Origin of the sequence: Lentzea nigeriaca (assembly GCF_016907955.1) — a bacterium.
GTDB classification, from domain to species: Bacteria; Actinomycetota; Actinomycetes; order Mycobacteriales; family Pseudonocardiaceae; genus Lentzea; species Lentzea nigeriaca.
Window position 1 is genome coordinate 745,972 of record NZ_JAFBCX010000002.1, and the last position, 23,477, is coordinate 769,448.

Consider the following 23,477-nt stretch of genomic DNA (forward strand, 5'->3'; position numbering starts at 1 on the left):
CGTTGCCGGAGTTCACAGTGTTGCAGGCGCGTGGCCGGGAGGTGTCGGCCGGGTGTCCTGGGTCACTGCAACATGCCGCGATCCATGGCCGTCGTCACCGCCGCGGTGCGGTCCGACACACCCAGTTTGTTGAACACGCGCAGCAGGTGAGTCTTCACGGTCGCCTCGGAGATGAACAACGTCCGTCCGATCTCGACGTTGGACATACCCTTCGCGACCAGCCGCAACACCTCGGCCTCCCGCGCGGACAGCGGCGGTGTCCGCACCTGCCCGACCACCTTCGCGACCATCGACGGCGCGAGCACCGTCTCCCCACGCGAGGCCGCCCGGATCGCCGCGATGAGGTCCTCGGTCGTCGAGTCCTTCAGCAGGTACCCGGACGCGCCGGCCTCGACCGCGCGAAGAATGTCCGAATCGGTCTCGTACGTCGTGAGCACCAGCACGCGCGGGCCGGTTCCGACGATCTTCGAGGTCGCCGCCACGCCGTCCATCTCGGGCATCCGCAGGTCCATCAGCACGACGTCCGGCTTGAGCAGGGCGGCCTTCTCGATCGCCTCCTGTCCCGACCCGGCGTCACCGACCACCTCGAGGTCGTCCGCCACGAGCATCCCCCGCAGGCCCTGACGGACCACCGGGTGGTCGTCCACCAGCAGAATCCTGATCACAGCGGCACCTCCACCAGCACCGACGCCCCCTCGTCCGACGACAGGGAGAGCGTCCCACCCACCTGTTCCAGCCGGGCACGCATGCCCCGCAGGCCGAAGCCCTCAGGAGCATCCCCGAACCCGCGCCCGTCGTCGCGGACCTCCAGCGACACCCCGTCCGCGTCGAACCTCATCACGACGTCGACCCGCGTGGCCCCGGAGTGGCGCGCCACGTTGTTCAACGCCTCCTGCACGGTCCGCAGCAGCACCACCTCGACGGAGGTCGGCAGTGCCACGGCGTCGCCGATCACGCGGAACGACGACGGCAGCGATATCCCGGACACCAGCCGCCGCAACGCGTCCTCCAGCGAGGAACCGTCCAAAGGCGACGGTGCGTTCGAGGCCACCAGGGCTCGTGCCTCGCGGAGGTTCTCCCGCGCGGTCTGCAGAGCCAGTTCCACGTTCGGCTGCGCGCCCTGCAGCAGCGTGATGATCGACGTGAAGCCCTGCGCCAGCGTGTCGTGGATCTCGGCCGCCCACCGCGCCCGTTCGGCCTCGATGGTCAACGCCTCGATCCGTTCGAGCAGCTGGCCGCGCAGCTTGTTCTGGTCGGCCACCCGGCTGATCGCCCAGCCGAACGCCTGGGAGAACGCGATGATCAGCAGAGCCGCCGGCCACGGCAGCGCCGGATCCGCGCCCGCCGCGTAGGTGAGGATCTGCGGGGTGAACACGAAGAGCACCATCGGGATGAACGCCCACCACAGCGGCAACGTCATGTAGACCTGTGGCACCAGCCCGAACAGGGCGAACGTCGCCGAACCGCTGAACCACACCGCTGGGGCGAACAGGGCGAGCGACCCCGCCGCGTAGACGAAGCCGCGCCAGTCGTCGCGGTCCTCCTCGACCAGCCGGCGGCCGTAGAAGGTGAACCACAGTGCGTTGAGAACCAGCAGACCCGCTGCCGACAGGCGGTCGGCGAGCGGGTTGCCGTCGAGCAGCACGATCACCAGCGCGGTGGACTGGGTGATCGCGAAGAGCACGTACCAGGTGATCAGCTGGCTTCGTGTGTCCAGCGGAACGTTCGCGTCACCAGCAGCAGACCCGCGATCGTCCACGCCCCCAGCACCAGCGCGATCTTGCCGAGCTCCCATGATCCCGCCGCCTCCATCACCGCGTAGCCGTCGTTCAGTGCGAACACCGAGCGGAAACCCTGACACACCCACTTCAGCGGGAAGAGCGAACCCGCCACGCGCAGGGATTCCGGCAGCACCGCCTGGCTGATGAAGACGCCGGACAGGAACTGCAGCACGATGTACGGCAGGTTCAGCACGCCCGCCGCGTTGCGCGTTGACTTGGCGATCGAGCTGAGCGCGACACCGATCAGCGAGCACGAGATCACGCCGAGCACGAACACCCAGCCGAACGTGAACCACTTCTCGGCGGTGGAGGGCAGCTCCACGTCGAACCGCAGCATCGCGACGACCAGCAGCAGTACGGCCTCGAACAGGCTCGACACGAAGACCAGGATGATCTTGCCGATGAAGTAGGACGTGAACGGCATCGGCGTGCCGCGCAGGCGCTTCAGCGTGCCGTCCTCGCGGTCGGCCACCACACTCATGCCCAGGCCGACGAACGACGTCGAGATGATGCCGGCGCCGATCATGCTGGCCGCGAACATCTGCCCCGCGGCCGCTTCGTGCACGTAGACGGTGCCGAGGAGCAGCATCAGGATCGCGGGCAGCGACACCGTGAAGATGAGGTTTTCCTTCTGCCGGAAGAACTCCCGCAGCTCGGCCGCACCCCTCGCGAGGCCGAGCTCCAGGGTTCCGGGCAGAGCCTTCTTGGACAGGGTTGCGGTGGTCACGCGATCAGCTCCAGGTAGACGTCTTCCAGCGACGGACGGGTGACGGTGAGTTCGGCGAGCTCGCCGTGGCGGGACAGCTCGGCGATCACCTTGGTGGGCTCGGAGGTCTTGATCTCGGTGTAGCCGCGGTCGGACATCCACCGGACGGTCGCTTCGGCGTGCGCACGGCCGCCGAGCGTCCGCGGCGTTCCCTCGGCGACGATCCGGCCACCTGCGAGCACGGCCACGCGGTCGGCGAGCGCCTCCGCCTCGTCGAGGTAGTGCGTGGTCAGCAGGATCGTGGTGCCCTCGGCGGCCAGCAGCTTGATCAGACCCCAGAACTGGCGGCGGGCCTCCGGGTCGAAGCCGGTGGTCGGCTCGTCGAGGAACACGAGCTCAGGCCGGCCGATGATGCCGAGCGCCACGTCCAGGCGCCTGCGCTGACCCCCGGACAGCGTGCCTGCGCGGGACTTGGCCTTCTCGGTGAGCCCGACGAGGTCGATGACCTCCTCCGGGTCACGCGGGTCGGCGTAGTACTTGGCGTAGTGGTGCACGGCTTCGCGCACCGTGAGCGTCGCGGCGTCCGTCGCGCTCTGCAGCACGATGCCGAGCCGTGACCGCCACGCCCGGTCCCCCTTGGCCGGGTCGACGCCCAGCACGCTGACCTCGCCGGCGTCCCGGCCGCGGTGTCCTTCCAGGATCTCGACGCTCGTGGTCTTGCCGGCCCCGTTCGGGCCGAGGACCGCGAACACCTCGCCGCGTGCGACGTCGAGGTCCACCCCTGCCACCGCCTGGTGGCCCTTGTAGGCCTTGCGAAGGCCCCTCACTCGAATCGCGTTCATGGGGTAAATCCTGCGGTTTCGACCTCCCCTCACGGGACGACCGCACCGCTGACCCCGGCTGTCAACCGGTCGGTGGACACGCGGGGCCCTTTCGTCCTGTCCTGGAGTACGAAAGCTCCCTGCGTACTCTCGTGTTTCAGCGGTGTTTCCGCTCTGCGGTATGCGGCTTTCGGGTGATAGAAATGAGCCGTGCATCTGACGCCGCATGAACGCGACAAGCTCCTCGTGCACGTCGCCGCTGACGTGGCCAGGCGACGGCTCGAACGAGGCGTGCTGCTGAACTACCCGGAGGCCGTCGCGTTGATCACCGACCACGTCCTCGAAGGCGCGCGGGACGGCCGCACGGTCAGCGAGCTCATGGAGAGCGGACGCACCGTGCTCGCGCCGGAGCAGGTCATGCGCGGTGTGCCGGAGATGATCGACTCGGTGCAGGTCGAGGGCACGTTCCCGGACGGCACGAAGCTTGTCACCGTGCACCACCCGATCGCGCCGTCCGCGGGTCCGGCGCCCGGCGAGGTGATCGTCGGTGGCGAGCCCGTCGAGCTGAACCCCGGCCGGCCGCGCATCACGCTGACCGTGGTGAACGCCGCCGACCGGCCCGTTCAGGTCGGGTCGCACTTCCACTTCGCCTCGGTCAACACGGGCCTCGAGTTCGACCGCGAGGCCGCGTTCGGCTACCGGCTCGACATCCCGGCGGGCACCGCGGTGCGGTTCGAGCCGGGCGTCGAACGCGAGGTCACGCTGGTTCCGTTGGCAGGATTGAGGATTGTCCGGGGGTTGCAGCGATGATCGACCGCGAGCGCTACGCCGAACTGCTCGGGCCGACCGTGGGCGACCGCATCAGGCTCGCCGACACCGACCTGTTCATCGAGGTCACCGAGGACCGCTCGCGCGGCGCCGGTTCCGGCGACGAGGTGATCTTCGGTGGCGGCAAGGTGATCCGCGAGTCGATGGGGCAGGGGATCGCGACCCGTGCCGAGGGCGCGCCGGACCTCGTCATCACGGGTGCGGTGATCCTCGACCACTGGGGTGTCGTCAAGGCTGACGTCGGCGTGCGGGACGGCCGGATCGTGGCGATCGGCAAGGCGGGCAACCCGGACACGATGGACGGTGTCCACCCCGACCTGGTCATCGGCCCGTCGACGGAGATCCTGTCCGGCAACGGGAAGATCCTGACCGCGGGCGGCATCGACTGCCACGTGCACTTCATCTGCCCGCAGATCGTGGACGAGGCGCTGGCGTCCGGGCTCACGACACTGGTCGGCGGCGGCACCGGTCCGGCGGAGGGCACGAAGGCCACCACGGTCACGCCCGGCGCCTGGTACCTCGACCGGATGCTGACGTCGATGGACCACATGCCGATCAACGTCCTGTTGCTGGGCAAGGGGAACACGGTCTCGGTCGAGGGCCTGCGCGAGCAGCTCGTCGGCGGCGCGGGCGGTTTCAAGCTGCACGAGGACTGGGGCACCACGCCCGCCGCGATCGACGCGTGCCTGCGGGTCGCCGACGAGTCCGGCGTGCAGGTCGCGATCCACACGGACACGTTGAACGAGGCCGGGTTCCTGGAGTCCACTGTGGACGCCATCGCCGGACGTTCGATCAACGCCTACCACTCGGAGGGCGCCGGCGGCGGTCACGCGCCGGACATCATCCGGGTCGTCTCGCTGCCGAACGTGCTGCCGTCGTCGACGAACCCGACGCGCCCGCACACCGTCAACACGCTCGAGGAACACCTCGACATGCTGATGGTGTGCCACCACCTCAACCCGTCCGTGCCGGAGGACCTGGCGTTCGCGGAGTCGCGGATCCGGCCGACCACGATCGCGGCCGAGGACCTGCTGCACGACATGGGCGCGATCTCGATGATCTCGTCGGACTCGCAGGCGATGGGCAGGGTCGGCGAGGTGATCATCCGGACCTGGCAGACCGCGCACGTCATGTCGTCGCGCCGTTCGATGGACGCGAACCTGCGGGCGCAGCGCTACGTCGCGAAGTACACGATCAACCCGGCCATCGCGCACGGCATCGCGTCCGAGGTCGGGTCGGTCGAGGTCGGCAAGCTCGCGGACCTGGTGCTGTGGGAGCCCAAGTTCTTCGGCGTGCGGCCTTCCGTCGTGCTGAAGGGCGGGTTCATCGCCTGGGGCGCGATGGGTGACGCGAACGCCTCGATCCCGACGCCGCAGCCGGTGTGGGCGCGGCCGATGTTCGGTGCCACGGCCGGAGCCGCGTCGAGTGTGTTCTTCGTTGCGCCGCAAGCGATCGAGGCCGGGATCGCGGACCGGTACGCGCGCCGGGTGCTGCCGGTTGCTTCCACGCGTTCGGTGACGAAGGCGGACATGGTGCACAACGATGCGATGCCGGACGTGCGGGTGGATCCGGACAGCTTCGCCGTGCACGTCGACGGTTCACTGGTGGAGCCGTCGCCGGTCACGGAGTTGCCGATGGCCCAGCGGTACTTCCTGTTCTGATGCTCACCGCGCTGATCCTCGCCGACTCCCGGTTTCCGGGTGGCGGACACGTGCACTCCGGTGGCCTGGAAGAGGCCGCCGCGCGCAGGCTGGTGACCGACGAGCCGTCGTTGGAGTCGTTCCTGCACGGGCGTTTGCTCACCACGGGCTTGCTCGCGGCGGGGTTCGCGGCCGCGGCGGCGCGGGGCGAGGATCTGGAGCTGCTGGATCTCGAACTGGACGCGCGCACGCCGTCACCCGCCCAGCGCGAGGCCTCGCGGGCGCAGGGCCGCGGCATGCTGCGAGCAGCCCGGCGGGCGTGGCCTTCCGCGCGGCTCGCGTCGCTGCCGGCGTCGCCGCACCAGCCGTTGGTGATCGGCGTGGTGGTCGGAGATCCGTACGAGGCCGCGTTGACGTGCGCCTACCTGGCCGTGAGCGGACCGGCGTCGGCGGCGGTGCGGTTGCTGGGGCTGGACCCGTTCGGGGTCAACGCGATCGTGGCGGCCCTTCCGGTGGAAGAGGTCGCCTCGCGGGCGTGCAAGGAGCTGCCCGCACTTGGTTCACCTGCCTTGGACCTGCTGGCCGAGGCCCACGTCCGACGCGAAGGGGTGCGTCTCTTTGGGAGCTAACCACGGGCCCGACCCGCACGATCACCACCACGGCACGGCGCCGCGCATCGGCATCGGCGGCCCGGTCGGCAGCGGCAAGACCGCGCTGACCGCCGCGCTGTGCCGGGCGCTGGGCGAGCAGCTGTCGCTGGCGGTCGTCACCAACGACATCTACACGACCGAGGACGCCGACTTCCTGCGGCGGGCAGGCGTGCTGGACCCGGCGCGCATCGAGGCCGTGCAGACGGGCTGCTGCCCGCACACCGCGATCCGCGACGACATCACCGCGAACCTCGACGCCGTCGAACGCCTGGAGCACAAGTTCCCGGCGCTGGACCTGGTGATCATCGAGAGCGGCGGCGACAACCTGACGGCGGTGTTCTCCCGCGGCCTGGTCGACAAGCAGATCTTCGTCGTCGACGTGGCCGGCGGCGACAAGGTGCCGCGCAAGGGCGGCCCCGGCGTCACGACCGCGGACCTCCTGGTCATCAACAAGGTCGACCTGGCCCCGCTCGTCGGCGCCGACATGGACGTGATGATCTCCGACGCGCACCGGATGCGGGGCGAGCTGCCCGTCATCGCGCAGTCGCTGGTGGAGACGCCGGACGCGCCCGAAGTCGCCAAGTGGGTGCTGGCCCAGCTGTGAAAGCGTCCGCACGGTTGGTGGTGGAGCTGGACTCGCACGGCAACAGCGTCGTGCGGGTCCTGCGCTCGCAGGCGCCGCTGACCCTGGTGCCCGCCCGGCGCGTGGGTCCGGTGGCTCTGGTGCACCTCGTCAGCTCCGTGACGTCCCCGCTCGGTGGCGACTCGCTGGAGCTGACCGTCGAGGTGGGCCCAGGCGCCTCGCTCGACCTCCGCGGCGTGGCGGCGACCCTGATGCTGCCCGGCCCGACCGGTTTGCCGTCTTCCTCCTCTGTGCGTTTTTCCGTGGAGGGATCCGTTCGCTACCTGCCGGAGCCGACGGTCGTGACGAGCCGTGCCCACCACACCGCGGTAGTGGAGGCCGAATTGGACGGTCACGCAGAGTTGCTGCTCCGCGAGGTTCTGGTCCTGGGCCGCGTGGGAGAGCCCGGCGGGGTTCTGTCGAGCTCGGTGCGCGCAACCCGTTGCGGCAAGCCGTTGTTGCACCAACAGCTCGCCGTCGGCTCACCGTTGATCGACTCGTCCCCCGCGGGATTGGCCGGAAAGCGCGTCATCGGCACCTCGCTGATGCTCGACGCCGTGCCGCGAGCCTCCGATGGCGGTGAGTGGTGGAATCTCGTTCCGTTGGCAGCGGGTGGAACTCTCGCCACCGCACTGGGTGAAGACGTGGTGACGGTCACACGTGTGCTGGACGCCATCTGACTCGATCACGGACTCGATCCAGAACTGTTCTTTGTACGGACAGTCACCGTTCAGGTGGTGGTCATCACCGCGCAGGCGGTTTCGGGATTCGTTCGCCGTGCGTATGGTCGCGGGTCCAGGGACCACGAGTTCTGCCCGCTGCTTGGAGGTTCGCCGATGACGGAGATCACGAACATCGCGCTACCGGCGATGCGCGTGTCGTACGAGCAGGGCTCGCTGAGCGAGTCGGAGCTTGCCGCCACCTGGAACGAACAGCTCCAGCTGTGGCTCGACGAGGCCACCCGCGCGGGGCTGCCGGAGCCGAACGCGATGGTGCTCGCGACCACCGACGTGAAGGGCCGCCCGTCCTCGCGGACGGTGCTGGCCAAGGGGTTGGACGAACGCGGGCTCGTGTTCTTCACCAACTACACGTCCAACAAGTCGCACGACCTGATGGCCACCCGCTACGCGTCGGCCACGTTCCCGTGGTTCGCGATGCAGCGCCAGGCCCACGTACGCGGGGTCGTGGAGAAGGTCGGGCCGGTGGAGACCGCGGAGTACTGGAACTCCCGGCCTCGCGGGTCGCAGATCGGCGCTTGGGCCTCGCCGCAGTCCCGCGTCGTGAGCGGGCGATCCACTTTGGATTCCGCGCTGCACAAGATCGAGCGGCAGTTCGCGGACACGGACCGGATTCCCGTGCCGCCGCACTGGGGTGGGTGGCGGATTCGGCCTGAGGAGGTCGAGTTCTGGCAGGGGCGGCGGGATCGGATGCACGACCGGTTGCGGTTCCGGTTGGGGCGCGATGGGTGGAAGATCGAGCGGGTTGCGCCGTAGTTCTTGAGGCTTTTGCGATGGGGCGTCTCCTGTGGGCGGGAGGCGCCCCTTTTGCTGTGCCCAGGCCGTGGAACCCGGTCTGGGGCTCGCGCGTCCTCAGGCTGGCGAAGTGCCCGGTTTCGGCACGGGCATACTGGGTTTTCGGACACAGCTAGTTACGAGGTGCGATTTCACGTGTGCGGAGTGCTCGGACTCATCTGTTCCACCGAGGCCGCTGCGGCCTCCGCGCGCGGCGCTGTGGCTGCGGCGCTGCGGTGTCAGAGGCATCGTGGGCCTGACGAGCAGGACACCTGGGCGGACGCCGAGGTCGTCTACGGGTTCAACCGGTTGGGGTTCATCGACCTCGACCACTCCCACCAGCCGCTGGTGTGGGGGCCGCCGGAGAACCCGACGCGGTACACGCTGAACTACAACGGCGAGATCTACAACTACCTGGAGCTTCGGGCCGAGCTGGCGCGGGAGTTCGGTGCGCAGTTCAAGACGCAGGGCGACGGCGAGGCTGTTGTCGCCGGGTACCACTACCACGGTGCCGACTGGGTCAAGCGGCTGCGCGGGATGTTCGCGTTCATGATCTGGGACGCGCAGGAGCGGGTCGTTTACGGGGCGCGGGATCCGTTCGGGATCAAGCCGTTGTACTGGGCTGCCGGGCCCGGCGGGGTGGCGTTCTCCTCGGAGAAGAAGAGTCTGCTGCAGCTGACCGGGGTGCTCGGCATCAGCCAGGAGCTGGACAAGACGGCGCTGCAGCACTACCTGGTGTTGCAGTACGTGCCTGAGCCCGAGTCGTTGCACCAGGCCGTCCGGCGCGTGGAGTCCGGGACCTCGTTCAAGCTCACCCCCGGTGGGCAGGTGCTGTTCAACCGGTACTTCAAGCCGGTGTTCGCGCCGAAGCCCGTGAACGGGGCGCTGGAGGCCGAGGCGCTGCACGAGCGGATCGCCGACGTCATGCGGGACTCGGTGGCCAAGCACATGATCTCGGATCCGGACGTCACGGTCGGGGCGTTCCTGTCAGGGGGGATCGACTCGACGGCCACGGCGACGTTGGCCAAGTTGCACAACCCGAACCTCATCGCGTTCACCAGCGGGTTCGACCGCGAGGGGTACTCCGAGGTGGACGTTGCCGCGGAGACCGCGGCGGCCATCGGGGTGCGGCACGTCGTGAGGACCGTGTCGCCGGACGAGATGATGGAAGAGCTGCCGCTGATCATCTGGTACCTGGACGACCCGGTGGCGGATCCGGCATTGGTGCCGTTGTGGTTCATCGCTCGTGAGGCGCGCAAGTACGTCAAGGCCGTGCTGTCCGGGGAGGGCGCGGACGAGCTCTTCGGCGGGTACGTGATCTACCACGAGCCGTTGTCGTTGTCGCCGTTCGAGAAGGTGCCCGGCGGTGTCCGGAAGCTGATGGGCGCGGTGTCGAAGACGATTCCGGAAGGCGTGCGCGGCAAGGACTTGCTCAGGCGCGGCTCGCTCAAGCTGGAGGAGCGGTACTACGGCAACGCTCGCAACTTCAGCGACGAGCAGGTGCGGGCGGTGTTTCCCGGGTACGTCGAGGGCATCGGGTTCCAGGACGTCACGGCGCCCTGGTACCGCGAGTCGGAGGGCTGGGACCCGGTGGCCCGGATGCAGCACATCGACCTCTTCACGTGGCTGCGCGGCGACATCCTGGTCAAGGCCGACAAGGTGACCATGGCCAACTCGATCGAGCTGCGGGTGCCCTTCCTTGACCCCGAGGTGTTCAAGGTCGCGGCCGAGGTGCCGCTCGACCAGAAGCTCACCGAGGGGACGACGAAGTACGCGCTGCGGAAGGCGTTGGCGAAGATCATTCCGCCGCACGTGCTGAACCGGCCCAAGCTCGGGTTCCCCGTGCCGATCCGGCACTGGTTGCGGGCCGAGATGTACGACTGGACGCGCGGGATCATCGCCGACTCGCAGACCGGGCACCTGCTCGACAAGAACGCCGTGCACGCGCTGCTGGAGGAGCACAGGTCCGAGCAGTTCGACCGCAGCCGGCAGCTCTGGTCGGTGCTGTGCTTCATGATCTGGCACGGGATCTTCGTCGAGGGCCGGATCAGCCCGAAGGTGCCGGAGCCGGTCTACCCCGTCCGTCTCTGAAGTGGCGTTGGCGACAACTCCACGTAAAGGACTTGTTAGTTGTCATAGGCTAACGAAATGGCCACTCTGGGGAGAAGCGCGCGCTCGACGTTCGTGATCGACACTCGGCCGTTGAAGATCGTCGCTTATCGCCGGTTGTGGCTGTCCACGATCGTCACGGCGGTGGGCTCCCAGCTCACCGCCGTTGCCGTGCCCAAGCAGGTCTACGACCTCACCGGGTCGTCGGCGTGGGTAGGTATCGCGGCCGGTGTCGCGCTCGTGCCGTTGCTGGTCTTCGGGCTGTGGGGCGGCGCGATCGCCGACACGGTCGACCGGCGGAAGTTGCTGCTCGTCACCAACACCGGCATCGCCGTGTCGTCGGTGCTGTTGTGGGTGCAGGCGGCATTGAACGTCGGCTCGGTGTGGCTTGTGATCGCGTTGCTCGGGTTCCAGCAGGTGTTCTTCGCGGCCAACGCTCCGGCGCGGCAGGCGTCGATCGCCCGGCTCGTGCCGGCCGAGCTGCGGCCGTCGGCGGGGGCGCTGGGCTCGACGGTCATGCAGTTCGGCGCGGTGCTCGGGCCGTTGCTCGCGGGCGCGTTGATGCCGGTGGTCGGGCTGTCGACGCTGTACCTGGTGGACGCCATCGCGCTGATGGCCACCGTGTACGCGGTGTGGATGCTGCCGCCGTTGCCGCCGCTCAACGGGGCTGTCCGGCGCGCCGGACTCAAGGACGTGGTCGACGGGTTCGTCTACCTGTGGGCGCAGAAGGTGTTGCTGGGCGCCATGTTGCTCGACATCATCGCGATGGTCTTCGGAATGCCACGGGCGTTGTTCCCCGAGATGGCCCAGCACACCTTCGGCGACCCGCCCGGTGGCGGGTTGGCGCTGGGCGTGCTGTTCGCGGCGATTCCCGTCGGCGCTGTGCTGTGCGGGCTCACGTCCGGGTGGATCTCGAACATCAGCAGGCACGGTGTCGCGGTGGCGCTGGCCGTGGCCGGCTGGGGCGCCGCGATCATCGGCTTCGGTCTGGCGGGCTCGCTGTGGGTCGCGGCGGCGTTCCTGGCGCTGGCCGGAGCCGCGGACATGGTGTCGATGGCTTTCCGCGGCGCGATCCTGCAGTCCGCCGCGACGGACGAGATGCGCGGGCGGATCCAGGGCGTCTTCATCGTCGTCGTGGCGGGCGGCCCGCGCATCGCGGACCTGTTGCACGGCACGGGTGGCGCCGCGTTCGGCACGTCGGCGGCGGTGACCGCGGGTGGCGTGCTGGTGATCGTGGCGACGGTGCTCGCGGTGGTGCTGCTGCCCGCGATCTGGCGCTATCGGGTCAGTTCCGCCGGCTGATCTCGGTCGCGGCCGGCTCGGCGATCTGCACGTCGGCGCCCCAGTCGGTGAAGCGCGCCTCGTCGACGATCAGCGCGTTCTGGAACTGGGTGGAGAACTTGACGCGGATCGGCAGGCTGCTGCCGTTCAGCTCGATCTCGGCCGCCGAGCCCGTGACCTTCTGGTCGAGGGCGAGCTTGATCTCGTTGCGCAGGGACTCGTCGGTCAGCGTGTCGTAGGCCTTCTGGTAGTCGACGGCGATCGAGTAGCGGACCCGGTCACCGGTCTGCGCGGTCAGCTTCAGCTCGCCGCCGGCCTGGATCACCGGCAGGTGGTACGTCGTGAAGACGGCCTGCTGGTAGATCACGTCGTGGAAGCCCAGCATGGTGTTGGTGAAGTCGTCGGCGTCCTTGCGGTCCAGCTTCACCCACGGCTTGTCCTGCGGCAGCTTGAACACCGGCGGCAGCTTCACGTACGCGGTGTCCTTTGTGGTCGAGACGAACCGCAGTTCCTCGTCCGCTCCACCGGTCTGCACAGGACGCTTCGTCGTCGCGTCGATGCTCGGCACGTCACCGAGCCGCACGGAGCCGTTCGCCGGGGCCGTCACACCGCCCGTGGTCGGCGGCAGGATCGTGAACCGGTAGGTCTTCTTCTCGTTGACTGCCTTGGAGACCGCGGCCACGAGGCTCTTCACGTCGTTGTACTGGGTCGGCTGAGGCGGCGGCGGTGACGACGTGCAGGCGGTCAGCGCGACAGCGGCGACGAGCAGAGTTGCCGTGCGTTTCATGCTTACACCATATGGGTGAGGTGGGTGATCGCTGCCGCTGGTAGTCAGGCAAAACGGGCACAATCCCAGGGCATGGCTGAAGCGACTCCACAAACGGAGCAACCGGAACTGAAACGGGCGATCGGCCCGAAGCTCCTGTTGTTCTTCGTCGTCGGCGACATCCTCGGTACCGGTATCTACGCCCTGGTCGGCAGCGTCGCCAAGAACATCGGTGGCGCACTCTGGCTGCCCTTCGTGCTCGCGTTCGTGGTCGCCTTCCTGACCGCGTTCAGCTACATCGAACTCGTCGGCAAGTACCCCAAGGCGGCCGGTGCCGCGCTCTACACGAACAGAGCGTTCAAGCTGCAGTTCCTGACCTTCATGGTGGCCTTCGCCGTGATGTGTTCGGGTCTCACGTCCGCCTCGTCGGCCGCGCTCACGTTCGGCAACACCTACCTGCGTCAGTTGCTCGTGGAGTTCTTCGACATCACCACCTCCAAGGAAGCGTTCGTCTGGACGGCGCTGGCGATCGTCTTCGTCGTGGTCCTCGCCCTGGTCAACTTCCGTGGCGTCTCGGAGTCCGTGAAGGCGAACGTCGTCCTGACCTGCATCGAGCTGTCCGGACTGATCATCGTGATCGCGATCGGCGCGTACGCCGTGGTGGTCGGCGACGGTGACCCGAGCCGCCTCACCCAGGTCGAGGACCCCAGGGGGACCGGCATCGTGATCGCCATCAGTTCGGCGACCGCGCTGGCGTTCTTCGCGATGGTCGGGTTCGAGGACTCGGTGAACATGGCGGAGGAGTGCCAGAACCCGGTGAAGATCTTCCCCCGCGCGATCCTCATGGGCATGGGCATCGCCGCGCTGATCTACGTCCTCGTGACGACGACGGCCTCGCTGCTGATCCCCGCTGACGAACTGGCGAAAGCGGAGACCAACGCACTGCTGAAGGTCGTCTCGGTGGGCGCTCCGGGCTTCCCTCTGTGGGTCTTCGCGTTGATCGGTCTGCTGGCGGTGATCAACTCGGCGCTGATCAACATGCTGATGGCGAGCCGCCTGCTCTACGGCATGGCGAACGAGCGGATCATCCCCAAGTTCTTCAACACCGTGCATCCCTTCCGCCGCACGCCGTGGATCTCCATCGTGTTCACCACGGGCCTCGCGGTGATCCTGGTGTCGACGGGCACCGTGGCCAAGCTGGGTGGCACGACGTCGTTGCTGCTGCTGATCGTCTTCATGATCGTCAACGTCGCGCTGCTGGTGCTGCGCAAGGAGAAGGTGGACCACAAGCACTTCCGCGCACCGACGTGGGCACCGGTGCTGGGCGCGATCTGCTGTGCCTACCTGGTCCTGCCCTGGACGTCTGGCCGTCCGTGGAGCGACTACACCACCGCGGGCTGGTTGCTGCTCGCCGGGCTCGTGCTGTGGGGCATCAACCGCGTGGCGCACGGCAAGGTGAAGATCGACGCGGAGAACCTGGCGAAGTAGTTCAATCGAACAGGTGCCTCAGGAACCGGTCGGGCTCACTCAGGAAGTTGCGGGTGAGCGCGACCGGTTCCGCCGTGTCGTAGGAGACCTCGTCGATCTCGCCGTCCGCGATCTCCAGGATCGTGGCGTCCGGTGCCGCGAGCAGGATCGGCGAGTGCGTGGCGATGATGAACTGCGAGCCCTCGCCGACGAGCTCGTGCATGCGTCGCAACACGGTCAGGCACCCCTTGACCGACAGCGCGGCCTCCGGCTCGTCGAGCACGTAGAGCCCGCGCCCGCCGAACCGGTGCGTCATCAGGTCCATGAAGCTCTCGCCGTGCGAGCGCTCGTGCAACGACTTCCCGCCGTACGAGGCGTGGATCCCGTCGCCGATCCGGTCGATCTCGGTGGCGACGTTGTAGAACGACTCGGCGCGCAGGAAGTACCCCGTGCGGGGTTTCCTGGTGCCCCAGCTCAGAGTGAGGTACTCGCCCAGTGACGACTCGGTCGCCCTGGTCGCGAAGCGGAACGACTGCGAGCCGCCCTCCGCGTTGAACCCCGCCGCCACCGCGATCGCCTCGATCAGCGTGGACTTGCCGGCGCCGTTGTCGCCCACCAGGAACGTGACCGGCTTCTTCAGCTCGATCGGGTTCCTGATCAGGTGCCGCACGACCGGCAGTGTGAACGGGTACCGGTGTGTGTCGTGCTGCTCGTCGAGGCGGACCCGGTGGATGAACGTCACGCCAGCCTGGCCAGCTCGACCGGGTCGTGCGCGCAGAACACCTCGACCTCGCCCTGGGCCTTGAGCTGCCGCAGGCGTTCCACATTGGACAGACGCTGCTCGCGGATCGTCTCGGTCTGCTTGGCGGTGAGCTTGAGGGCGAAGATGTTGCTCGGCGGCGTCTCGACCTCGCCGCGGTAGAAGTACGCGTCACCGGCGTGCAGCAGCCAGCCGTCGTCACCCTTGACCGCGATGCCGGTGTGGCCGCGGGTGTGGCCGATGAGCGGCACCATGAGGATGTCCTCCGGCAGGCCCGGGATGTCCTGCACGGCCTGGAACCCGAACCAGTCCTCGCCCTCCGCCTTGTGCGTCCGGAAGGTGACGCCGTCGCGCTGGGCCTTCGGGTACCGGGCTCGCTCCTTGGGGCCCTTGGGGTTGGTCGCGGCCTCCAGCTCGGTGTCCAGCACGTGGACCGTGGCCTTCGGGAAGTCCCGCAGGCCGCCGGCGTGGTCCAGGTCGAGGTGGGTGAGCAGGATGTGCCGGACGTCCTCCGCGCCGTAGCCGCGCTTCTCGACCTGGTAGATCGCCGTCTCGTTGATGTCGAGCAACGGCTTGAGCAGCGTGCGGCTGAGGCCGTCGATCGTGGCCTTCGGGTTGGTCACCTCGTTCGTGCCGAATCCCGTGTCGACCAGCACGAGGCCCTGGTCGGTCTCGATCAGCAGGCAGTGCGCCACGATGCCGCCCGCGACCAGGGGCGGCCGCATGGTGGCGCAGTTGAGGTGATGAACCTTCATCGGCAATTCCTTCCGCTGGCCCCGTAGGCTTCAGCCTCATGTTGGGGATCTCGTACGAGGGTGCCACCGCCGTGATCGCGACTGTAGGCGCGGGCCTGCGGTCTTTCGAGGTGGACGGCGTTCCGTATGTGGAGACGTTCGGGGCCGACGAGAAACCGCCGATGAGCGCCGGTGCCGTCCTCGTGCCGTGGCCCAACCGCACCGCGGGCGCCTCCTGGGTGCTGGACGGGGTCGTGCAGCAGCTCGAGGTCACGGAGCCGGCGCGGGGGAACGCGATCCACGGGCTGGTCCGGCGGCGGCCCTGGTCGGTGCTGGAGCACACCGGGTCGCTGGTGTCGCTGCAGACGCTGGTCGAGCCGCAGGCCGGGTGGCCTGCGGCGTTGCGCGTCACCGTGTCGTACGCGCTGGACGACAACGGGCTGACGGTCACGCACGGCGTCAAGAACGTCGGCGACCTGGCCACGCCGTTCGGGGTGGGGACGCACCCGTACCCGCGCGCCGGGAACGCGGCCACCGACGAGTGCACGCTGACGCTGGCGGCCACGACCGTGCTGCCGCTGGACACCGAGCGGATGGTGCCCTCAGGGGCAGCCGTGCCGGTGGAGGGGACCGAGTTCGACTTCCGTGAGGGGCGGGAGCTGGCCGGAGTTCAGCTGGACACGCCGTTCGGCGGCTGCGAGCCCGCGCGGGACGGGCTGGTGCACCACTCCCTGGTCGCGGAGACCGGCGGGGTCGAGGTGTGGGCGGATCCGGCGTTCCGGTGGGTGCAGGTGTACACGCCGGACTCGTACCCGAACCGGGGGCGGGCGGTCGCGATCGAGCCGATGACCTGTCCGCCGGACGCGTTGAACTCCGGCGTGGACCTGATCTGGGTGGCTCCCGGCGAGACCTGGGGTGCCCGGTGGGGGATCAAACCGCTGTCGTAGCGAAACGCGGACGCAACCGTTAGCGTTGCTAACCATGAACATCGCGATCACCGGGGGCTACGTCGTGCCCGTCGACGGCGAACCCGTCGAAGGCGGCACTGTCCTGATTCAGGACGGGAAGATCGTCGCGGTTGGTGCCGACGTCGACATCCCGGACGGGATTGAGGTCGTCGACGCGGACGGTGCCTGGGTGCTGCCCGGCTTCGTCGAGGCGCACGGGCACATCGGTGTCCACGAGGAGGCCGAGGGCTGGGCCGGCCAGGACACCAACGAGATGACGGATCCCGTCGGCGCGCGGATGCGGGCGCTCGACGCGATCAACCCCGCTGACCTCGGCTTCGCCGACGCGCTCAGCGGTGGGGTGACCACGGCGGTGATCAAGCCGGGCTCGGGCAACCCGATCGGCGGGCAGACGGTGGCCGTGAAGTGCTGGGGGCGCACGGTCGACGAGATGCTGATCAAGGAACCGGTCAGCGTGAAGAGCGCGCTCGGCGAGAACCCGAAGCGGGTCTACGGCGACAAGAACAAGCTGCCGTCCACCAGGCAGGGTGTCGCCGCGGTGATCCGCGACGAGCTGACCAAGGCGCAGGACTACGCGGCGAAGAAGGCCGAGGCCGAGCAGGACGGGAAAGCCTTCGAGCGCAACAACACCCAGGAGATCCTGGCGAAGGTGCTCAGCGGTGAGCTGCCGTGGTGCCAGCACGCGCACCGGGCGGACGACATCGCGACGGCGATCCGGCTCTCGGAGGAGTTCGGCTACCGGCTGATCCTCAACCACGGCACCGAAGGGCACCTGATCGCGGACCTCATCGCGGAGAAGCGGATCCCGGTGATCATCGGGCCGCTGTTCACCGCACGGTCCAAAGTGGAGCTGCGCAACCGGGGGCTGCGCAACCCCGGCATCCTCGCCCGAGCGGGCGTCGAGCTGGCCATCACGACGGACCACCCCGTGGTGCCGATCCACTTCCTCGTGCACCAGGCCACGCTGGCGGTCAAGGAAGGGCTGGACAGCGACACCGCGCTGCGCAGCATCACGACGAACCCGGCCAGGATCATGGGCCTCGACGACCGCGTCGGCGCGCTCAAGCCCGGCCTCGACGGCGACGTGGTGATCTGGTCCGGCGATCCGCTGGACGTGATGAGCCGCGCGCTGCACGTGTACGTGCAGGGCCGTGAGGTCTACACGTTCGACGAGCGCAAGGGCGAAGGGGTCGTCGCCGACCCCTTCTACCGCGAGAGCTAGCGCAGACCCCTGCCGATCACGAGGCGCTGGATCTGGTTGGTGCCCTCGAAGATCTGCAGGACCTTCGCCTCACGCATGTAGCGCTCCACCGGGAAGTCGCGGGTGTAGCCCGCGCCGCCCAGCACCTGCACGGCGTCGGTCGTCACCTTCATCGCCGCATCGGTGGCGACCAGCTTGGCGATCGACGCCTGTTGGCGGAACGGCAGCCCGCGGTCACGGCGGCGGGCGGCCGAGATGTACGTGGCGCGGGCCGACTCGACGGCGGCGGCCATGTCGGCGAGCAGGAACTCGAGGCCCTGGAACTCGATGATCGGACGGCCGAACTGGGTGCGCGTCTTGGCGTACGCGACCGCCTCGTCCAGTGCCGCCTGGGCGAGGCCCACGGCGCAGGCCGCGATGCCGAGGCGGCCCGAGTCCAAAGCGGACAGTGCGATCTTCAGGCCGTCGCCCTTGTCGCCGATCAGGCGGTCGGCGCCGAAGCGGACGCCGTCGAACGACAGCTGCGCGGTGATCGAGCCGGTGAGGCCCATCTTGCGCTCGGCGGGAGCCGCCTCCAGTCCGGGCGCGGCACCCGGTGCGAGGAAGCAGGAGATGCCGCGGCCGCCGTCGGGGGACGTGCGGGCCATCAGCGTGTAGAAGTCGGCGGCGCCGGCGTGCGTGATCCACGCCTTGGTGCCCGTCACGACGTACTCGGAGCCGTCGCGGACGGCGCGGGTCGACATGGCGGCCGGGTCGGAGCCCGCCTGGACCTCGGACAGCGCGTAGCCGCCGAGGAGCTCGCCCTCGAGCATCTCGGGGAGCCAGCGGTCCTGCTGTTCGCGCGTGCCGAACGTGGCGAGGCCGTAGCAGGACATGACGTGGACGGAGAGGCCCACGGCGACCGTCATCCACGCGGAGGCGACCTCTTCGAGGGCCTGCAGGTACACCTCGTAGGGCTGTGCGCCGCCGCCGAACTCCTCCGGGTACGGCAGACCCAGCAGACCGGCCCTGCCCAGCAGGCGGAACGCCTCGCGGGGGAACTTCTCGTTCTCCTCGGCGTCCGCGGCGTGCGGCTTCAGCTCGTCCCGCGCGATCTCCTTGACCAGCGCGATCAGGTCCTCGGCCTCTTGCGTGGGAAGCAGCCGCTCGGCGGGCATCGTCGACCTCCGGTTAGTACTAGTAGCTGTACTGTAGGACGTACGGCAGTACAGCTGCCAGTCAGTGTGGCAGGGTCGTCATATGACACGGGCTCTCACGCAGCGGCAGGCCGAGCTGCTCTCCCGGTTGGAGACCCTCTTCCTGAACGAGGGCTTCGGTCATCTGACCCTGGATGACATCGCGGGCAGGCTGCACTGCTCGAAATCGACGCTATACGCGCTCGCCGGCAGCAAGGAACAGCTCGCCGTACGGGTGGTCGGGCGCTACTTCAAGGGGGCGGCCGAGCGCATCGAGAAGCGCATCGCGGGCCTCAACGACGTGCGCAAACGCATCGGCAGCTACCTCGCGGGGGCCGCGGAGGAGCTCAGCAAGGCCTCGGCGGCGTTCATCGCCGACGTGTCCGCGTTCCCGCCCACGCGTGCCACCTACGAGCGCAACGCGCGCGCCGCGGCCGAGCGCATCAAGGCGTTCATCCAGGACGGCGTGCAGACGCACGTGTTCCGCGAGGTCCACGCCACGCTGTTCGCCGAGATGGCCGGGCTGCTCATCGAGGGCATCCAGACCGGAGTCCTCACGAAACGGGCAGGCGTTTCGGACGCCGAGGCGTTCACCGCGCTGGGTGAACTGTTGTTGGATGGGCTCCAGCGGAACGGAGCCCACCAGAGGGAGTAGAACGCAGTGATCGTGGTTGCTGGTGAGGCACTGGTCGACATGGTGCCGGTGGGGGACGACGAGCTCGCCCCGCTCGCGCCGAAGCTGGGCGGCGGGCCGTACAACGTGGCCGTCGCGCTCGGCAGGCTGGACGTGCCGACGGGCTTCCTGTCGCGGGTGTCGGCCGACCACTTCGGCGAGCAGCTGATCAAGCGGCTGCACGCGTCGAACGTGAGCACGGACCTGGTCCAGCGCGGGCAGGAGAACACCACGCTCGCCGTCGTCGGGCTCGCCGAGGACGGCTCCGCGCGCTACTCGTTCTACGTCGACGGCACCGCCGACCGGCTGGTGGAGGACCCGGGTCCGCTTCCGGAGGGTGCGAAGGCCGTGTCGTTCGGCACGCTGTCGCTCGTCCTGGAGCCCGGTGCGTCCGTCTACGAGACGGTGCTCAGGCGCGAGAGCAAGCGCTTGCTCACCGCGCTCGACCCCAACATCCGGGCGGGGCTCATCGCCGATCCGGGCGCGTACCGGGCGCGGTTCCGCTCCTGGCTGCCCGATGTCGGCCTGCTGAAGGTCTCCGTCGAGGACGCCCAGTGGCTGGCGGAGGACGGCGACGTGATCGAGATCGCAAGGACGTGGATTTCACAGGGACCGGCCGCGGTGGTGCTCACCAAGGGTGGCGACGGTCTCTCGGTGATCACCGCCACGGGCCGGGTCGACGTGCCACCCGTGAAGGTCGACGTGGTCGACACGATCGGGGCCGGGGACACGGTGCAAGGCGCCCTGCTCGCGTGGCTGCACGACAACGACGCCTTGAGCGCGGAGAAGGTGCGCGCTCTCACGGGTGATGAATGGACCGCCGCATTGACCTACGCGGGTGCCGCGGCCGCGATCACATGTTCGCGCGCGGGTGCCGAACCGCCCTTTGCGAGCGAACTCACCGCTGCACTGGCTGGATAAAACCGGGGAACGGACTACCGTGAAGGAGCCGCGCTAGAAACTGGCATTACGGATGTGATGCCGGTCCCATCTCACAGAATCGGTTCACACCGCTGCTGCGAGGCGGGCCTTCCGCCGACTAGCGTGAGTGAACTTAGAAGACTCAGATCCCAACGGGGTGGTCCGAGACGAGGGCAGGCCGTGCGACCTGCCGCCACCCCGTCCGAGCGTTGAGAGGGACTTGAATGCCCGACGCGACGACTGCGCCGAACGACACCCAGACCGTCGCGCTGCGCCACGGGGGCGGAGAGCTCGAGATGAAGGTGGTGCCGGCGACCGAAGGCGCGTCCGGCATCGAACTCGGCAAACTGCTGTCGACGACCGGTCTGGTAACCCTGGACACCGGTTTCGTCAACACGGCCTCCTGCTCCTCCCAGATCACCTACATCGACGGTGACGCGGGCATCCTGCGTTACCGCGGGTATCCGATCGAGCAGCTGGCCCAGCGTTCGAACTTCATCGAGGTCAGCTACCTCCTCATCTACGGCGAGCTGCCCACGGCCGCCCAGCTCGAGGACTTCTCGCAGAAGATCAGCCGCCACACGCTGCTGCACGAGGACCTCAAGCGCTTCTTCGACGGCTTCCCGCGCGACGCGCACCCGATGCCGGTGCTGTCCTCCGCGGTGTCGGCACTGTCGACCTTCTACCAGGACTCGCTGTCGCCGTTCGACGCGAACCAGGTCGAGATCTCCACGATCCGCCTGCTCGCGAAGCTGCCGACGATCGCGGCCTACGCCTACAAGAAGTCGATCGGCCAGCCGTTCCTCTACCCGGACAACTCGCTTGGCCTGGTGGAGAACTTCCTGCGGATGACCTTCGGCTTCCCGGCCGAGGCCTACGACCTCGACCCGGATCTGGTCCGCGCGCTCGACCTGCTGTTCATCCTGCACGCCGACCACGAGCAGAACTGCTCCACGTCGACCGTGCGCCTGGTCGGCTCGTCCGAGGCGAACCTCTTCGCGTCCATCTCCGCGGGCATCAACGCCCTGTTCGGCCCGCTGCACGGCGGCGCGAACAGCGCGGTGCTCGAGATGCTCGAGAAGATCAAGGCCGACGGCGGCGACGTGGCTGCGTTCGTCAACAAGGTCAAGAACAAGGAGGACGGCGTCCGCCTGATGGGCTTCGGCCACCGGGTCTACAAGAACTACGACCCGCGCGCCGCGATCATCAAGAAGACGGCCGACGAGATCCTCGGCAAGCTCGGCGCCAACGACCAGCTGCTCGACATCGCGAAGCAGCTGGAGGACACCGCGCTGGCGGATGACTACTTCATCTCCCGCAAGCTCTACCCGAACGTGGACTTCTACACGGGTCTGATCTACCGGGCGATGGGCTTCCCGACGAAGTTCTTCACCGTGCTGTTCGCGCTCGGCCGGCTCCCCGGCTGGATCGCGCACTGGCGCGAGATGATCAACGACCCGGCCACCAAGATCGGCCGTCCGCGGCAGATCTACACCGGTCCGACCGAGCGCGACTTCGTCGCGATCGAGAACCGCTGAGCTGTACCGCTTCACCCGTGCGGGGCGTGCCTGTCATGCAGGCGCGCCCCGCACGCTTTAGCGTCGACCGGTGAGTTCCCAGCCCTCGCTCGTCTGGTTCCGCCGCGATTTGCGGACATCCGATCATCCGGCCATTCTCGCGGCTGCGGAAAGGTCTCCCCGCGCACTCGGATTGTTCGTTCTCGACGACAGGTTGCTGAAACCTTCCGGGCAACCGCGAATCGATTTCCTCCACCGTTGCCTGCACGCATTGAACGACGAACTCGGCGGCCGGCTGATGATCGTGCGAGGCGACCCGGTGAAGACCGTTCCGCGCATCGCGAAGGAAATCGGGGCGGGAAGCGTCCACATCACCGCGGACTGCGCGCCGTACGGCCGCAAGCGCGACGAGGCCGTCGCGGAAGCGCTGGGGGACATCGAACTCGTTCGCTCCGGCTCGCCCTACGCCGTCACGCCGGGCCGTGTCCGGAAATCGGACGGCACCCCGTTCAAGGTCTTCACGCCGTTCCGCAACGCCTGGCTCGACCACGGCTGTCGCAGGCCCGCCGACACGGACAGGTCCACTCTGGACTGGGTGAAACCGGCACACAGCACGAAACTCCCGGCGACCAAAGAGAAACTCCCGGACGCCCAGGCGTGGTGGGAGGAGTTCCGCGACGAACGGCTGCCGGACTACGACTCCACCCGCGACCGTCCCGATCTCGACGCGACCAGCAGGCTGTCGGCGTTCCTCAAGTTCGGCGTGCTGCACCCCAGGACGCTCCTGCAGGACTGCTACGGCATGTTCCGCAGCGAGCTCGCCTGGCGCGAGTTCTACGCCGACGTGCTGTGGCACCGGCCGGAAACCGCGCGGGAGAACCACGACCGCAAGTTCGACCGGATGAAGCACGACCACGACGAGGAGCTCTTCGAGGCCTGGAAGCAGGGGCGCACCGGCTACCCGATCGTCGACGCCGGCATGCGCCAGCTGCGGCAAGAAGGCTTCCTGCACAACAGGGTGCGCATGATCGTGGCCAGCTTCCTCGTCAAGGACCTGCACCTGCCGTGGTGGTGGGGCGCGCGGCACTTCATGAGGCACCTCGTCGACGGCGACATCGCCTCGAACCAGCACAACTGGCAGTGGGTCGCGGGCTGCGGCACGGACGCCGCGCCGTTCTTCCGCGTGTTCAACCCGTTGACCCAGGCCAAGAAGTTCGACCCGGACGGTGCGTACGTGCGCAGGTACGCACCGGATTCCAGCAGCATCACACCGATCGTCGACCACGCGGTCGAACGCCAGGTGGCGCTCGACCGGTATCAGGCCATCAGGTGAGCGTCACGGCGTA

General features: G+C 68.4%; 23 protein-coding genes. 15 read left to right on the plus strand and 8 right to left on the minus strand.

Annotated features, from left to right (window positions below; translation table 11 throughout):
* Window positions 1-62: 62 nt before the first annotated feature.
* The 4 genes from JOD27_RS09960 to JOD27_RS09975 are packed head-to-tail and all read right to left on the minus strand — an operon-like array spanning window position 63 to window position 3,329.
* The gene (locus JOD27_RS09960; protein ID WP_204761820.1) at window positions 63-665 is read right to left on the minus strand and encodes a response regulator; all 603 of its coding nucleotides are present in this window, start codon (window positions 663-665) and stop codon (window positions 63-65) included.
* Window positions 662-1,759 (minus strand): sensor histidine kinase, encoded by a 1,098-nt coding sequence (locus tag JOD27_RS09965; RefSeq protein ID WP_204761821.1) that lies wholly within the window; start codon window positions 1,757-1,759, stop codon window positions 662-664. Before JOD27_RS09965 ends, JOD27_RS09960 begins: the two co-directional genes overlap by 4 nt.
* Window positions 1,696-2,508, minus strand: a complete 813-nt coding sequence (locus JOD27_RS09970; protein ID WP_307830041.1) for an ABC transporter permease — start codon at window positions 2,506-2,508, stop codon at window positions 1,696-1,698. Before JOD27_RS09970 ends, JOD27_RS09965 begins: the two co-directional genes overlap by 64 nt.
* Window positions 2,505-3,329 (minus strand): ABC transporter ATP-binding protein, encoded by an 825-nt coding sequence (locus tag JOD27_RS09975; RefSeq protein WP_204761822.1) that lies wholly within the window; start codon window positions 3,327-3,329, stop codon window positions 2,505-2,507. The genes JOD27_RS09970 and JOD27_RS09975 overlap by 4 nt, the downstream gene beginning before the upstream one ends.
* A 189-nt stretch (window positions 3,330-3,518) precedes the next feature.
* Between JOD27_RS09975 and JOD27_RS09980 the strand changes: the two genes are divergently transcribed.
* The 8 genes from JOD27_RS09980 (at window position 3,519) to JOD27_RS10015 (ending at window position 11,970) form a co-directional block, all read left to right on the plus strand.
* A complete protein-coding gene (locus JOD27_RS09980; RefSeq protein ID WP_204761823.1) occupies window positions 3,519-4,118 on the plus strand; it encodes an urease subunit gamma in 600 nt (199 codons plus the stop codon).
* A complete protein-coding gene (locus JOD27_RS09985; RefSeq protein ID WP_204761824.1) occupies window positions 4,115-5,797 on the plus strand; it encodes an urease subunit alpha in 1,683 nt (560 codons plus the stop codon). Before JOD27_RS09980 ends, JOD27_RS09985 begins: the two co-directional genes overlap by 4 nt.
* Entirely contained in the window at window positions 5,794-6,405 is a 612-nt protein-coding gene (locus JOD27_RS09990; protein ID WP_204762058.1) for an urease accessory protein UreF, read from the plus strand. Before JOD27_RS09985 ends, JOD27_RS09990 begins: the two co-directional genes overlap by 4 nt.
* A complete protein-coding gene (gene ureG / locus JOD27_RS09995) occupies window positions 6,395-7,030 on the plus strand; it encodes an urease accessory protein UreG (protein WP_307830042.1) in 636 nt (211 codons plus the stop codon). Before JOD27_RS09990 ends, ureG begins: the two co-directional genes overlap by 11 nt.
* Complete coding sequence (locus JOD27_RS10000; RefSeq protein ID WP_204761825.1) at window positions 7,027-7,728, plus strand: urease accessory protein UreD; 702 nt, start codon at window positions 7,027-7,029, stop codon at window positions 7,726-7,728. The genes ureG and JOD27_RS10000 overlap by 4 nt, the downstream gene beginning before the upstream one ends.
* A gap of 156 nt (window positions 7,729-7,884) precedes the next feature.
* Window positions 7,885-8,541, plus strand: a complete 657-nt coding sequence (gene pdxH / locus JOD27_RS10005; protein WP_204761826.1) for a pyridoxamine 5'-phosphate oxidase — start codon at window positions 7,885-7,887, stop codon at window positions 8,539-8,541.
* 174 nt (window positions 8,542-8,715) lie between these two features.
* Window positions 8,716-10,650 carry an asparagine synthase (glutamine-hydrolyzing) gene (gene asnB, locus JOD27_RS10010; protein WP_204761827.1) on the plus strand — a complete coding sequence of 645 codons (1,935 nt, stop codon included), beginning with the start codon at window positions 8,716-8,718 and terminating at the stop codon, window positions 10,648-10,650.
* A 57-nt stretch (window positions 10,651-10,707) separates the two neighbouring features.
* Entirely contained in the window at window positions 10,708-11,970 is a 1,263-nt protein-coding gene (locus JOD27_RS10015; protein WP_204761828.1) for an MFS transporter, read from the plus strand.
* Here JOD27_RS10015 and JOD27_RS10020 read toward each other — a convergent pair.
* Entirely contained in the window at window positions 11,954-12,736 is a 783-nt protein-coding gene (locus tag JOD27_RS10020) for a hypothetical protein (protein ID WP_204761829.1), read from the minus strand. The two genes, JOD27_RS10015 and JOD27_RS10020, sit on opposite strands and share 17 nt — an antisense overlap.
* A gap of 72 nt (window positions 12,737-12,808) precedes the next feature.
* Here JOD27_RS10020 and JOD27_RS10025 point away from each other — a divergent pair, with 72 nt between their 5' ends.
* On the plus strand, window positions 12,809-14,203 hold the full coding sequence (locus tag JOD27_RS10025; protein ID WP_204761830.1) for an APC family permease: 1,395 nt from the start codon (window positions 12,809-12,811) through the stop codon (window positions 14,201-14,203).
* Window position 14,204: 1 nt separating this feature from the next.
* Here JOD27_RS10025 and JOD27_RS10030 read toward each other — a convergent pair whose 3' ends face one another.
* Together JOD27_RS10030 and JOD27_RS10035 are read right to left on the minus strand one after the other, a co-directional pair.
* Complete coding sequence (locus tag JOD27_RS10030; RefSeq protein ID WP_204761831.1) at window positions 14,205-14,924, minus strand: AAA family ATPase; 720 nt, start codon at window positions 14,922-14,924, stop codon at window positions 14,205-14,207.
* Window positions 14,921-15,697, minus strand: coding sequence for an MBL fold metallo-hydrolase (locus JOD27_RS10035; protein ID WP_204761832.1), 777 nt, complete (start codon window positions 15,695-15,697; stop codon window positions 14,921-14,923). Before JOD27_RS10035 ends, JOD27_RS10030 begins: the two co-directional genes overlap by 4 nt.
* A gap of 38 nt (window positions 15,698-15,735) precedes the next feature.
* Between JOD27_RS10035 and JOD27_RS10040 the strand changes: the two genes are divergently transcribed.
* Together JOD27_RS10040 and JOD27_RS10045 are read left to right on the plus strand one after the other, a co-directional pair.
* Complete coding sequence (locus JOD27_RS10040; protein WP_204761833.1) at window positions 15,736-16,623, plus strand: aldose 1-epimerase family protein; 888 nt, start codon at window positions 15,736-15,738, stop codon at window positions 16,621-16,623.
* A gap of 34 nt (window positions 16,624-16,657) precedes the next feature.
* The gene (locus JOD27_RS10045) at window positions 16,658-17,866 is read left to right on the plus strand and encodes an amidohydrolase (RefSeq protein ID WP_204761834.1); all 1,209 of its coding nucleotides are present in this window, start codon (window positions 16,658-16,660) and stop codon (window positions 17,864-17,866) included.
* On the opposite strand, the gene JOD27_RS10050 is transcribed toward JOD27_RS10045, so the two are convergent.
* A complete protein-coding gene (locus JOD27_RS10050) occupies window positions 17,863-19,002 on the minus strand; it encodes an acyl-CoA dehydrogenase family protein (protein WP_204761835.1) in 1,140 nt (379 codons plus the stop codon). The two genes, JOD27_RS10045 and JOD27_RS10050, sit on opposite strands and share 4 nt — an antisense overlap.
* 82 nt (window positions 19,003-19,084) lie before the next feature.
* Between JOD27_RS10050 and JOD27_RS10055 the strand changes: the two genes are divergently transcribed.
* The 4 genes from JOD27_RS10055 to JOD27_RS10070 all read left to right on the plus strand — a co-directional run bounded on the left by JOD27_RS10055 (window position 19,085) and on the right by JOD27_RS10070 (window position 23,464).
* Window positions 19,085-19,675: a TetR/AcrR family transcriptional regulator gene (locus tag JOD27_RS10055; protein ID WP_204761836.1), complete on the plus strand. Its 591-nt coding sequence runs from the start codon at window positions 19,085-19,087 to the stop codon at window positions 19,673-19,675.
* A 6-nt stretch (window positions 19,676-19,681) separates the two neighbouring features.
* Window positions 19,682-20,614, plus strand: a complete 933-nt coding sequence (locus tag JOD27_RS10060; protein WP_204761837.1) for a carbohydrate kinase family protein — start codon at window positions 19,682-19,684, stop codon at window positions 20,612-20,614.
* Between the two features lie 224 nt (window positions 20,615-20,838).
* Window positions 20,839-22,152 carry a citrate synthase gene (locus JOD27_RS10065; protein ID WP_204761838.1) on the plus strand — a complete coding sequence of 438 codons (1,314 nt, stop codon included), beginning with the start codon at window positions 20,839-20,841 and terminating at the stop codon, window positions 22,150-22,152.
* A gap of 70 nt (window positions 22,153-22,222) precedes the next feature.
* Complete coding sequence (locus JOD27_RS10070) at window positions 22,223-23,464, plus strand: cryptochrome/photolyase family protein (RefSeq protein WP_204761839.1); 1,242 nt, start codon at window positions 22,223-22,225, stop codon at window positions 23,462-23,464.
* Window positions 23,465-23,477 lie beyond the last annotated feature (13 nt).

Bases quoted from the DNA above. Each gene is read 5' to 3' on its own strand.
- JOD27_RS09975 (WP_204761822.1), bottom strand. From the start codon at position 3,329: ATGAACGCGATTCGAGTGAGGGGCCTTCGCAAGGCCTACAAGGGCCAC.
- JOD27_RS09985 (WP_204761824.1), top strand. From the start codon at position 4,115: ATGATCGACCGCGAGCGCTACGCCGAACTGCTCGGGCCGACCGTGGGC.
- pdxH (WP_204761826.1), top strand. From the start codon at position 7,885: ATGACGGAGATCACGAACATCGCGCTACCGGCGATGCGCGTGTCGTAC.
- JOD27_RS10015 (WP_204761828.1), top strand. From the start codon at position 10,708: ATGGCCACTCTGGGGAGAAGCGCGCGCTCGACGTTCGTGATCGACACT.
- JOD27_RS10020 (WP_204761829.1), bottom strand. From the start codon at position 12,736: ATGAAACGCACGGCAACTCTGCTCGTCGCCGCTGTCGCGCTGACCGCC.
- JOD27_RS10025 (WP_204761830.1), top strand. From the start codon at position 12,809: ATGGCTGAAGCGACTCCACAAACGGAGCAACCGGAACTGAAACGGGCG.
- JOD27_RS10035 (WP_204761832.1), bottom strand. From the start codon at position 15,697: ATGAAGGTTCATCACCTCAACTGCGCCACCATGCGGCCGCCCCTGGTC.
- JOD27_RS10040 (WP_204761833.1), top strand. From the start codon at position 15,736: ATGTTGGGGATCTCGTACGAGGGTGCCACCGCCGTGATCGCGACTGTA.
- JOD27_RS10045 (WP_204761834.1), top strand. From the start codon at position 16,658: ATGAACATCGCGATCACCGGGGGCTACGTCGTGCCCGTCGACGGCGAA.
- JOD27_RS10050 (WP_204761835.1), bottom strand. From the start codon at position 19,002: ATGCCCGCCGAGCGGCTGCTTCCCACGCAAGAGGCCGAGGACCTGATC.
- JOD27_RS10055 (WP_204761836.1), top strand. From the start codon at position 19,085: ATGACACGGGCTCTCACGCAGCGGCAGGCCGAGCTGCTCTCCCGGTTG.
- JOD27_RS10065 (WP_204761838.1), top strand. From the start codon at position 20,839: ATGCCCGACGCGACGACTGCGCCGAACGACACCCAGACCGTCGCGCTG.